10 protein-coding genes are annotated in these 12,182 nt (G+C 31.3%); 9 read left to right on the forward strand and 1 reads right to left on the reverse strand.

Annotation, left to right across the window (positions count from 1 at the left end; translation table 11 throughout):
- The first annotated feature begins 38 nt into the window (after positions 1–38).
- From argH to DK442_RS14135, 3 genes are all read left to right on the forward strand, one after another.
- Positions 39–1,316 carry an argininosuccinate lyase gene (gene argH / locus DK442_RS14125; RefSeq protein ID WP_109436544.1) on the forward strand — a complete coding sequence of 426 codons (1,278 nt, stop codon included), beginning with the start codon at positions 39–41 and terminating at the stop codon, positions 1,314–1,316.
- Between the two features lie 192 nt (positions 1,317–1,508).
- The gene (locus DK442_RS14130; RefSeq protein WP_109436545.1) at positions 1,509–2,399 is read left to right on the forward strand and encodes a carbohydrate kinase; all 891 of its coding nucleotides are present in this window, start codon (positions 1,509–1,511) and stop codon (positions 2,397–2,399) included.
- Positions 2,400–2,469: 70 nt separating this feature from the next.
- Entirely contained in the window at positions 2,470–3,363 is an 894-nt protein-coding gene (locus DK442_RS14135; protein ID WP_109436546.1) for a hydroxypyruvate isomerase family protein, read from the forward strand.
- A 9-nt stretch (positions 3,364–3,372) separates the two neighbouring features.
- Here DK442_RS14135 and DK442_RS14140 read toward each other — a convergent pair whose 3' ends face one another.
- Complete coding sequence (locus DK442_RS14140; RefSeq protein ID WP_109436547.1) at positions 3,373–3,735, reverse strand: hypothetical protein; 363 nt, start codon at positions 3,733–3,735, stop codon at positions 3,373–3,375.
- A gap of 352 nt (positions 3,736–4,087) precedes the next feature.
- Between DK442_RS14140 and DK442_RS14145 the strand changes: the two genes are divergently transcribed.
- The 6 genes from DK442_RS14145 to DK442_RS14170 all read left to right on the forward strand — a co-directional run bounded on the left by DK442_RS14145 (position 4,088) and on the right by DK442_RS14170 (position 12,160).
- Positions 4,088–7,390, forward strand: a complete 3,303-nt coding sequence (locus DK442_RS14145) for a chondroitinase-B domain-containing protein (RefSeq protein ID WP_109436548.1) — start codon at positions 4,088–4,090, stop codon at positions 7,388–7,390.
- A 388-nt stretch (positions 7,391–7,778) separates the two neighbouring features.
- A complete protein-coding gene (locus tag DK442_RS14150) occupies positions 7,779–8,519 on the forward strand; it encodes a DUF6503 family protein (RefSeq protein ID WP_160114185.1) in 741 nt (246 codons plus the stop codon).
- 18 nt (positions 8,520–8,537) lie between these two features.
- Positions 8,538–9,482: a hypothetical protein gene (locus DK442_RS14155; RefSeq protein ID WP_160114186.1), complete on the forward strand. Its 945-nt coding sequence runs from the start codon at positions 8,538–8,540 to the stop codon at positions 9,480–9,482.
- 101 nt (positions 9,483–9,583) lie between these two features.
- Positions 9,584–10,264, forward strand: a complete 681-nt coding sequence (locus DK442_RS14160) for a mutarotase (protein WP_109436551.1) — start codon at positions 9,584–9,586, stop codon at positions 10,262–10,264.
- Positions 10,265–10,274: 10 nt separating this feature from the next.
- Positions 10,275–10,817 (forward strand): GNAT family N-acetyltransferase, encoded by a 543-nt coding sequence (locus DK442_RS14165; protein WP_160114187.1) that lies wholly within the window; start codon positions 10,275–10,277, stop codon positions 10,815–10,817.
- Between the two features lie 224 nt (positions 10,818–11,041).
- A complete protein-coding gene (locus tag DK442_RS14170; protein ID WP_235010961.1) occupies positions 11,042–12,160 on the forward strand; it encodes a DUF418 domain-containing protein in 1,119 nt (372 codons plus the stop codon).
- The last annotated feature ends 22 nt before the right edge of the window (positions 12,161–12,182 follow it).

Raw genomic sequence — 12,182 nt, forward strand, 5'->3', positions numbered from 1 at the left:
TTGGAAATGCATTAAGGAATAAAAATTATAATAAGGTTATGAAGCTTTGGGATAAAGGATTACTAACAGACCAGAAAATAGATATGTTTACCGTAGGTAACGATAGACAACTGGATTTGGTAATCGCCAAATATGATGTAAGGGCTACATTGGCACACGCCAAAATGTTGCATAAAATAGGTTTACTCTCTGATGATGATATTGCCGGGATAGAGAAAGAGTTAGATGCACTTGCAAAGGAGATAGAAGAGGGTGTGTTTCTAATAGAAGATCAGTTTGAGGATGTTCATTCTAAGATAGAGTTTGAACTAACCAAAAGAATAGGAGATGCTGGTAAACGAATCCATACGGCAAGATCACGTAATGATCAGGTTTTAGTAGCAATGCATTTGTATTTAAAGGATGAATTGCTACAAATTAAATCACAAGTCAAAGAATTATCGTCTAACCTGCTAACCACAGCAGAAAAATATAAGGATGTTCTTTTACCAGGATACACACATTTACAGATCGCAATGCCATCTTCTTTTGGGTTATGGTTTTCTGCATATGCAGAAAGTTTTATAGATGATCTTCATTTTGTGAACGCTGCTCTCAAAGTGGTCGATCAAAACCCGCTGGGTAGTGCGGCAGGATATGGTAGCTCATTTCCTATAGATAGAGAGTTTACAACCAAAGAACTAGAATTCGAAACATTAAAGTATAATGTAGTAGCTGCTCAAATGAGTAGAGGTAAATCAGAGAAATCAACTGCTTTTGCAATGAGCAGTGTTGCAGGAACTTTATCAAAGTTGGCAATGGATGTATGTTTGTATATGAGTCAGAATTTTGATTTTATGAGTATACCTTCAGAATTTACTACAGGATCTAGTATTATGCCTCATAAAAAGAATCCTGATGTTTTCGAATTGATTAGAGGGAAATGCAATAAAATTCAAGCATTACCATATGAGTTAAGTCTATTGACAAACAATTTACCTAGCGGATATCACCGCGATTTACAGTTACTTAAAGAAGGAGTTGTGCCTGCTATCCAGGATTTAAAAGCTTCTTTAGAAATGGCGATATATGCATTAAAAAATGTTACTTTAAATAAAAATATTCTTAATGATAATAAATATGACTACCTTTTTAGTGTAGATACATTAAATGAATTGGTAATGCAGGGAATGTCATTTAGAGATGCATATGTGAAAATCGGTTTAGATATCGAAAATGGAGATTATAAACCAGAAAAGAATACAAAACATAGTCACATAGGTAGTATTAATAACCTGTGTCTTAATAAAATTGAAGAGAAGCTGAAGCAAGTTTAATTGAGTGTAAGTTGAGTTAGTTTAATTTTATCGCTTCGGCCTAGACCCTCAGAGGAGTTGTTAACCACTGAGGGTTGTTTTCAATACACACAAATAATACATTGTGTATAATCAGTCGTATTAATTATCCAAAATTTCATAATAAGTATATTAAAAAGAGCAGGCAGATATATAAATTAAAACCAATATCTAATGAAAATCACTTGTTTTGGAGAAGTACTTTGGGATATTTTTCCAAAGCATAAAAAAATAGGAGGAGCTCCTCTTAATGTAGCCTTACGATTAAAATCTATGGGTATAGATTCCTGCGTTGTTTCAAGAGTTGGAGATGATGATTTGGGTAAGGACATCATGAAGTATGTTGCAGAAAGACAATTACCATTAGATACATTTCAGATTGATCATCAATATAAAACAGGAGAGGTTGAAGTAACTCTGGATGAAGAAAACACAGCTACTTATAACATTAACCACCCTGTGGCTTGGGACTTTATTGAATATACAGAAGAGGTTATACAAGTAGTAGCGCAATCTGATGCTATTATTTTTGGCAGTTTGGCAAGTAGAAATGAAACATCAAGAGCTACATTGCTAAGAGCTCTAGACAAAGCTAAATTTAAGATTTTGGATGTTAATCTCAGACCTCCGCATTATGATGCTGAATTGTTATTGGAATTAATGAAAAATACGGATTTCATAAAACTCAATGATGAGGAATTGGATGAAATTTGTACGATATTCAAAATCGAGGAGAAATTTATTGAAAATAAAATCAAAGCTGTTGCAAAACATTGTGATACAGATCAAATTTGTATAACCAAAGGAGGAAAAGGAGCAATATTATGGTATAAAGGCACATTTTACCATAATGAAGGATATAAAATAAAAGTTGTAGATACTGTAGGTGCCGGGGATTCTTTTTTGGCTACTTTAATTTCGGGACTACTTCAGCAAGAAACCCCTCAGGTGGCGATTGATAATGCATGTGCTGTAGGTGCTATGGTAGCAGCTAGAGAAGGAGCTAATCCTGTTTTTAGCACCAGTGAAATCAGAAATTTTGTTAGAAGCCAAGTAAAGTATTAAATCAATAATCAGAATATTTATTATTATAAATTATTATCTTTAATAAGATCATATCATCATTCTTTTAGTCATGGCAAGAGATAAAATCAATCGTAGACAAGCAGTTAAAAATATATCACTAAGTATTGGGGCTATAGGGTTAAGCGGATCAATAGTTGCAAATTGTGTAGAAGACCAAAAAACTAACATTCAAGAAGATTTAAAAGGAAACATAAATCATTCGGCATGCAGGTGGTGTTACCAAGATATTCCTTTACAGGAATTTGCAAGAAAAGGAAAGGAAATGGGGCTTAAGGCAATTGATTTATTAAAGCCGGATGAATGGAAAATAGTAAGAGAGGCTGGATTAGAATGTTCTCTGGCAACTGATACATTTGCAAGTATAACAGACGGCTTTAATGACCCTAAAAATCATGAAGCACTACAAAAACAATATCTTACCCTAATTTCAGAAGCTTCTAATGCAGGTATAAAACAAGTTATCGTTTTCTCTGGTAATCGAAATGGTATTTCTGATGAAGAGGGTTGGGAACAGTGTGCTAAAGGTTTGGATGTGTTAGTTAAACATGCCGAAAAAAATAATGTTACCCTTATTATGGAATTGCTAAATAGCAAAGTGGACCATAAAGATTATCAATGTGATTTGACTCCATGGGGAGTTGGTTTAGTTGATAAAATAGGGTCATCTAATTTTAAATTACTCTACGATATCTATCATATGCAAATTATGGAGGGCGATATTATTGCAACGATAAGAAAGTATACTGAATATATTGCGCATTATCATACGGGTGGAGTCCCTGGCCGCAATGAGATTAATAGGAGTCAGGAACTTAATTACCCAGCCATAATGCAAGCTGTATTAACCACTGGTTTTAAAGGGTATGTAGCTCAGGAATTTATCCCGACTTATGATGATAAATTAAGTGCTCTACAAGAAGGAATTATGATTTGTGATGTCTAAAAGAATATATTATCCTGAAATTAATGCTTTTAAGTCATTAATAACATTGATGTTATGCCTAAGGTTAGCATAAAGAATAAATAGAATAATTATGGCGACAATAAAGCCAAGCAACATTCCATTATTTCTACTCGATAGTTTTTTGGAAGTTTTTAAATACACTTTTGACAATTTTTTTGCATAACTCGTTACCAAAGCAAAAGCGGGCGCAAAAATTAGTACGACAACTAACATGTCTATCAGAACAAGAAGATACCCTTGTTGATCAATATGTCTCTTTACATATTTTAAAATGAACCCGTTAATTAGAGCAGCCGATAAAACAGCAACTGCATAAATAGCATATTTGGTAGATTGTCTATTATTACTCATGGAGGCTAGTTTCTTATTTTGGAGTTGAAATCTAATAAAAAATTATGATTTATCACAAACGAATCAAGGTCATAATTTTCTTTGTTATCATAAGTATATAGATTGTTTGATTGCTTTTTCGGATATAAAACTCAGTTTATGTAAGTGATACAGGATCAATAAATCGAATAGTATTATGAAGTAAATAAAAATAGATTAATATCAATTATTCAATATATAGCTGTTTGTTTTAGAAATTGTTTATTTTTTTAACATTTTGCCTTTCTAGTTGATATAATGTTTTATCTTTATAAGAATTAAATTGGTCAACCAATTTAATTTTAACTGATTTTACACAAATTCAATCTTCAAAATGAAAACTTTTACGTATTCCAAACTATTACTTTTTTTATGTACATGTTGTTATCTGAGTACTTATGCACAAACTACTGTAAGTGATGATAAAGAACTTAGAGACCTGGTTAATTCTGCTTCTGCCGGTTCAGTTTTTATAATTCCGAATGGAACATATAGAGACTTCGAAGCGCGTTTTTCTGATGCAAAAGGAACTCCGGGAAATCCAATTATTATCAAAGCAGAAACGGTCGGTGGAGTAACATTTACCAAAGAATCGGTTTTTTCTTTAAAACGGTGTGAACATATTGTTTTAGAAGGGTTTGTTTTTGATTGTGAAGGCGAAAATACGCTTGTAAAACTCGAAGGATCTAATAATATTCGAATAACGAGAAATGTTTTCGAATTAAAAACTACTGTACCTATAAAATGGGTTTTTATTGGTGGTATTTATAATGACTATACTTTTCAACATACAAGCCACCATAATAGGATAGATCATAATATTTTTCAAAATAAGACAACTCCCGGACATTATATTACCATAGATGGGACGAGTAATCAGGATGAAAGTGATTCTAGACAATCCCAGTATGATAGAATAGATCATAATTATTTTAAGAACAATTCACCAAGAGCTAAAAATGAACAAGAATCTATACGTATTGGTTGGAGTCAAATGTCAAAATCTAGCGGATTTACTATTGTAGAACACAATTTATTCGAAGATTGTGATGGGGACCCAGAAATAGTGTCTGTAAAATCATGTGATAACATTATTAGACATAATACTTTTAGAAAAAGTTATGGAACATTATCATTTAGACATGGCAATAGAAACAGAGCAGAAGGGAATTATTTCTTTGGAGATAATAAACCTAATGGAACTTTTGAATCATCCACAATACATACTGGAGGAATACGTATATACGGTACCGATCATGTTATTGTAAATAACTATATGGAAGGGTTAAAAGGAACTATTTGGAATGCTCCAATTGCATTAACCCAAGGTGATGCGATAGATGGAAACAGTACAAATCTTACTAAACATTTTAGAGCAGAGCGTGTCACTATTGCATACAACACTCTCGTAAATAATACATATGGTATTGAGATTGGTTATGATAAACCAGGAAGAAACCCTTATAATGTAAAGTTAAAAGATATTACTATTGCCAATAATATTGTGACTGGATCAACAAATAGTATGATTAGTTATATCAATGGTAATGATCAGGGAGGAGAAGTAAAATTCTTTAATAATATTATGTATCCAACAGGTAGCGCAAATCTTACTAGTGATGGATCAACATTTGCCGCTAATCAGGTTAATGAAATAAACCCAGGTTTAACCTTTGACGGTACTGCATGGAGATCTACAGATTCTTCACCAACCATTAGTTGTGCTATTGCGGGCTTAAATATTGATGAAGATATAGAAGGACAACCCAGGCCAGGTACCAGTAATGCTGGTGCAGATCATTTTAGTACTGCCTCTGTAAGATATAAGCCTTTAACACCTAGTGATGTTGGACCAAATGCTGGTGAAGATCCCAATCCACCAACTAACACGCTTACTTTAGGTACAATTAGTGATTTTACCGCTGTTGCGGATAGTAAAAGCTTATCAATAATGTCTAATGTAAATTGGTCAGTTTCTGATAATCAAAACTGGATATCAATTAGCCCTAATAATGGATCAAATAATGGTACAGTAGAAATTAAGGTAACTGAAAATACAGAAACAACAGCACGTACAGGAGTTGTTACAGTATCAGGAGGATCAATAACAAGAACTATAAATATAACTCAAAATGGAGTGGCTCAACAACAAGGTGAGTTAACTGTTTCTAATTCTACGATTTCTTTTGACTCATCTATAGCTAATAGTACATTTACTATTAATTCTAACCTCAATTGGACAGTTTCTGATAACCAGAATTGGTTAAGTACATCGCCGTCATCAGGAAGTAATAACGCAACAGTTACAGTACATGTAAATGCTAATGCCACTACAAATTCCAGAACAGGAATAATAACAATCACAGGAGGAGCAATAACCAAAACAATTAGTGTTTCACAAAGTGGAACGAATCCAGGCACCGGTAATGATATGTTATTAAACGTTTCTAGTGTAAACGCAAGTACTTTTCAATCTGGTAATGGTCCAGAAAAAACTTTAGATAAAGATTTAAGCACAAGATGGTCTGCCCAAGGTATAGGAGAAACAATAACATATGATTTGGGAATTGTGTATGATATTAATACAATTAAAATAGCATTTTTTAAAGGAGATCAAAGAACTACAACTTTTGATATTGCTATATCAGAGGATGGAACCAATTTTGCAACCCTCATATCAAATCAATCAAGTAGTGGCAATTCTAATGATCTGGAAGATTTTGCCTTGAGTGGGCAAGCAAGATACGTTAGAATTATTGGAAAAGGGAATTCATCAGGGAACAACTGGAATAGTTTAACTGAGGTTGAAATCTGGGGAAAAGAAATGAGCGCAGGAACTGTAACCGAATCTACTTTAATTCCAACTATAGATACGTATATAAGAGGAGGAAGTTTTGATGCTGTAAATTATAATACGAGTACTGATCTTTGGGTAAAAGAACCTAATTCTGATGATTACAAAAGAAGAGCATTATTCAAATTTGATATTTCTGCGCTTAGCGGAAACATAACTTCTGCAAAATTAATGTTAACTCCTGTTCAAGTGGGAAGTACAGCTTCAGATTTAACAACTCATGTATATGAATCTGATGATTTTAATTCAAATGTAACATATAGTCAAACTCCAGGAATATCAAAGCTTTTAGATACTAAAACTGGTGGATATGTAGTTGGAGAACCAAGCGTGTATGATATTACAGACCTTGTTAATGATGGTGTTTTGAATAGTTTAAATCAAATCTCAATTCATGTGAGATCAAATGGAGGAGATGCAAGTAAGACATATGTTAAATTTGCCTCTAGAGAAAACTCTACTATTTCCTACCAACCAAAGCTTATGATAACAGCTACTAATGCAGTTAATCGATCTTTAGGTGAAGTGTTAACTCTTAATAATAACCAAGAAATAATGCTATATCCTTTGCCAGTAAAAGATATGCTGCAAGTAAAAGGAATTACAAAAGGATATGATAAAGTTATTATTTTTAATTTGACCGGGCAGATCATGTATGAGTACAAAGTAGATAATGATAAGGAAGTAATACCAATGAGTAACCTAAAACAAGGTATCTATATTATTAAAATAACCGGAGATAATGTATCGAATATCACTAGGAAAGTGGTAGTGAAAAGATGATATAATCTTTTCTATTACAAATAATAATTCATGTTTAAGATTACAAAAAACCTCAATTACAATTGGGGTTTTTGTATTTAACCCATTTACATGCAATCAAAAAGAGAATTGCGCTTGAAGCCCTTTTAATGAAGAGGGTTTACCTAATCAATTTTTAAATTATTATACAAATGATAAATGGACCGAAAGGGGAGAACCTATTCAAAATGAATTTGTAGAAAAATAAATACATCAATGCTGATCAATGTAAATTGATTGTAATTTAAAGTAAAGTATCACTTGCTAAAAATGAGTTAATTAGGTTTTCTTTATGATATCTGAAATAACAATGATTGAGGGAATTTTGTTAGTTTTATGTATTCTATTTTTCTATTCTAAAATTTTCGATATGCTCAGAAAGACAAAAAGCATCATCTATGTATTGTGTATACCCATAGTATTACTTTCATGCAAAGTTAAAGAGGAAAGCTTATCTGGTCAAAGTATAATTGAGCAAAGTATTACTAAACATGACCCCAATGCTTCATGGGATACGATAGATTTAAAAATTCATATTCAGGAGCCTAGATTATCAAACCCCGGGAGATATTCGATAGTAAGTATAAATAATGCCACCAATGCGTTTAAATTGATAAGAAATAGAGATACGCACCTTGCAGAGTATAGTATTGATGACAAAGGAAATGCTCAAGTAGCATTGGATGGGATAAAAGATATAGATGAAGAATTAATCGAAAAATATAGACTGAATCCTAAAAGAAATAAAGGATACCAAGATTTTTATAGGATTATGTATGGATTACCAATGAGCCTTACTTCTGAAACGATAGAAAGTATAGGTAAGGTGAGTATAGAAACCTTTAATAAAATTGATTGTTTTAAAATAGAAATAAAATTAAAAGAAAAACTATTTTCAAAACACTGGTATGTCTTTATTTCTAAAATGGATTATGAACTTAAAGGAATAGAAGTTATTTTTCCAGATGATACTACCAAAGGAGAACGATTATATTTTGATGGAAATATCGAAATAAAAAACATAAATATCCCCAGAATAAGACATTGGCATGAATATTCTGATAATGCTTACTTGGGTTCAGATATTATTGTGAAAACAATTATGGATTAGAATATGTATAATAAACACATGAAATATCCTTGTATAATAGTATTAATGATACTGTTTCTTTTGTTTGGTTGTAATGTAAACAAGAGAGATTACATTCTAAAAGAAAAAGATCTTATACCAGAAGGTACTGCATTTAATACTGAAACGAATATGATTTATATTGGTAGTATTTATAGGCAGAAAGTAATTGGAATTACTTCAAAAGGAAAAATTCGCGATATGATAGGTCAAGAATCATTCGGAAGATTAAGTCCAATAGGTATGGAGATGAAGGTATCTAATAAAATATTATGGATCAATATGGCAGCTGCACCTATAGTAAATCAATCTAATGTTAAAAATTGGGAAACTGCTATTATGGCCTTTGATATAGTGAATCAGAAGATTAAAAAAACATACACTATTGAAAAAGGGGAAACAAGATCATTTTTTAATGATATTACAGTAGCAACAAATGGAGATGTATACGCTACTGAGACAATGAATGGTAAAATTTATAAAATAGATAAAAATACAGACACATTAGATATCTTTATTGATCTGGAAAAGTATACGTTTCCTAACGGAATTGTTTATTACAATCCTCTTAACTGCCTGTTTGTAGCTACAGACGAGGGAATCCTAAAAATAGAGTTGCAAAGCAAGATGATCACATTACTCAATACTACTAATATTGATACTAAAGGGATTGATGGATTGGCTATTTATGATAATTATTTTATAGGACATCAAAGCTCTAAGGTCTCTAAGTTTTATTTTAATGAAGATATTTCAGAAATAGCAAAAGTAGAAGTTTTAGACTCTGGAGAAGAATTTGATTCAAGTACTACAGGAGAAATTGGAAATGGATATTATCACTTCATTGTTAATTCTCAAATTAAAAGCGGAATCAATCAAAAGGAAAAAACGATAAAACCAATCGATAGTTTAGAAAAAATAATCATTAGAAGTATAAAATTATAGTATTAGAAATGTCATAAAGAAGGAAACATTGATCATAAACGATATGTCACCTAATTTTATACCTTCATATCTTAGCTAACATCTGGTATTAAAAAATAAGAATGGAATTGAATATTCATTATGATAATTTGTGGTCAGAATCTTTAGCAAAGTTCAATCAAAATGAATTTAATATTGATCCGTTAATCGAATCAACATCTGATTTAAGAAGAGGAATCACTTTATTGGTACGACCTAATAATAAGGTCAAAAGATTAATTTCGGAATTTATTGAAGAACTTAAACATATAGATCCTAACCAATATTATTATCCGTCTACAGATATACATGTTACGGTGATGTCAATAATCTCCTGCTATCAAGGGTTTGATATCAACGCTATAGATATTTCAAAATATATAGACCAGATAACAGATAGTCTTCAAACAACATTAAGAGATAACATTACTTTTAAAGGGATTACTGCTTCTAGTTCCTGTATTATGTTAAAAGGGTTTACTAAAAATAATAGTTTGGACACTACGAGAATGAACTTGAGGTCAAATTTTAAGAAAACAACCTTAGAACATTCTATAGATACTCGATATAAAATAAGAACAGCACATGCTACAATAGTACGATTTAAATCAGAAATTACAGATCCAAAAGAATTCATTAAAGTATTACAAAAATACAGAGATGTTGATTTTGGATCTTTCGAAATTGATACCTACGAACTGGTATATAATGATTGGTACCAAACTAAAAAGAGCACTAAGGTTTTATATAAATTTGAGATCTGATTTAAGAAATATGGAAAATCTATTCGCAGTTAAAGAAATTGAGAAAAAAGATATTCAACATATAGTGCAGTATTGGAGTACTATTTCTACATCCCATTTAGAATCTATGGGTATAAAAAGGGAAGAATTATATATCTATGCGAATCTAGGTGAGTATATAGAAAAACAAATTAGCCTTCCATACGAACAAAAATCTGCCTTGTTTATGATAGGGCTAATAGATGGGGAACCTTATGGGCATTGTTATGTGAATAGTATAAAATTCAGAAAAGAAGCACATATGCATTTGCACATTTGGAATTCGGATAGAAGACAGAAAGGTTTGGGTAGTCAAATGGTTAAAAGATCGATACCTTATTTCTTTAAGAACCTAGAAATAAAAAATCTTATAAGTGAACCATATTATTTAAATAGTGCTCCTAATAAAACCTTGGTAAAACTAGGCTTCCAATTTGAAAAATGTTATGTATCCAAGCCTTCCGGATGGAACTTTGAATTAAAAGTACATCGATGGAAATTGACAAAACCCGTTTTTAAGGAAAAATTTATGTGAATCTGTAATACGTAGATTTATATCTTGAAGAAGTTTTTTTAACGTATAATTGTAAACAATTATAGTAGAAATAAACCGAATCAGATTTATGTTTCTATTAGATACAATACAAAACTTTATCAAAATTGAACGAACAACCCATCAAAGTAAAAAAAAGAATTGATGTATTAGATGTTTTCCGAGGATTCGCAATTCTCGGAATTTTTGTTGTCAATATTGTAATAATGAATTCAACTTTTCTTAATCAAGATGAATTTGCGAAGCAATGGACTTCAGGTATCGACCAAATTTCCAATAAAATCTTACAACTGTTTTTTTACACAAAATTCTTTCCTATTTTCTCATTGCTTTTTGGATTAGGAATTTCAATGCAAGCCTTAAAAATGTTGAAGAAAAATAAACTCTCATTTTCATTTTTTGCAAGAAGAATGTTTATACTTTTTCTTTTTGGCGTTTTACATATTGTATTTTTATGGTCGGGGGATGTGTTAAATCTGTATGCATTACTAGGGCTTTTAACCACACTTATGTTGAAAAAGTCAAACCAATTAATTCTTATTCTATCTGTAATTTTTCTATTTTTTCCCTTTTATGACCAACTTTTTGAATATCTATTCAACCTTTTAAATTTTAAACCAGAAATTTATTTGAGTGAGTATACAGGAGAAACAGTCAATCAAATAATAAAAAATGGAACTTATCTTGAAGGCCTACAAATGAGGTTACTAGAGTATCTGTCAAACATACCTATGTTATTTGGGTTTTTAGCGCCAGTTGCTATTTCAATGTTTCTTCTGGGACTTTATCTGGGCAAAAACAAAATTTATGATTCTTTAGATATATTCATACAACAAATAAAAAAACCAATGTTGATAATTGCAGTTGTGACCAATATTTACAGAGTTTTATTTTTATTTGTACTTCCAGATTATGAGATGTATTCTACAACGACTTTTCGACCTGTATTCATAAAATTAATGGTGCTTTCAGATATTGCAATGGGCTTATTTTATCTGTGGGGTATTGGTTGGCTTTGGTATAATACCAAATGGAAATTTATTTTATCCCCATTAAAATATGTGGGTAGAATGGCTCTTACAAATTACCTTATGCAAAGCCTTATAGGTTTAATTCTATTTTCATCGATTGGATTTAAACTGTATGAGACGTTAAGCCCTTCAGTAGCGATATTAACTGCGATTGTGGTTTTTATTTTTCAGCTAATATTGAGTAAGGTTTGGTTAAATTATTACCGATTTGGACCATTAGAATGGATTTGGAGATGCTTAACTTATAAAGAGTTATTACCAATAAAGAAAAATAATGTATCTAATAAAACATAAAAATCAGGTTCTACGATAAGCG

It is taken from the genome of Aquimarina sp. AU119 (assembly GCF_900312735.1).
GTDB classification, from domain to species: domain Bacteria; phylum Bacteroidota; class Bacteroidia; order Flavobacteriales; family Flavobacteriaceae; genus Aquimarina; species Aquimarina algiphila.

Coding starts and splice junctions, on each gene's coding strand:
- argH (WP_109436544.1), top strand. CDS start 39: ATGAAGCTTTGGGATAAAGGATTACTAACAGACCAGAAAATAGATATG.
- DK442_RS14130 (WP_109436545.1), top strand. CDS start 1,509: ATGAAAATCACTTGTTTTGGAGAAGTACTTTGGGATATTTTTCCAAAG.
- DK442_RS14135 (WP_109436546.1), top strand. CDS start 2,470: ATGGCAAGAGATAAAATCAATCGTAGACAAGCAGTTAAAAATATATCA.
- DK442_RS14140 (WP_109436547.1), bottom strand. CDS start 3,735: ATGAGTAATAATAGACAATCTACCAAATATGCTATTTATGCAGTTGCT.
- DK442_RS14145 (WP_109436548.1), top strand. CDS start 4,088: ATGAAAACTTTTACGTATTCCAAACTATTACTTTTTTTATGTACATGT.
- DK442_RS14150 (WP_160114185.1), top strand. CDS start 7,779: ATGCTCAGAAAGACAAAAAGCATCATCTATGTATTGTGTATACCCATA.
- DK442_RS14155 (WP_160114186.1), top strand. CDS start 8,538: ATGAAATATCCTTGTATAATAGTATTAATGATACTGTTTCTTTTGTTT.
- DK442_RS14160 (WP_109436551.1), top strand. CDS start 9,584: ATGGAATTGAATATTCATTATGATAATTTGTGGTCAGAATCTTTAGCA.
- DK442_RS14165 (WP_160114187.1), top strand. CDS start 10,275: ATGGAAAATCTATTCGCAGTTAAAGAAATTGAGAAAAAAGATATTCAA.
- DK442_RS14170 (WP_235010961.1), top strand. CDS start 11,042: ATGAATTCAACTTTTCTTAATCAAGATGAATTTGCGAAGCAATGGACT.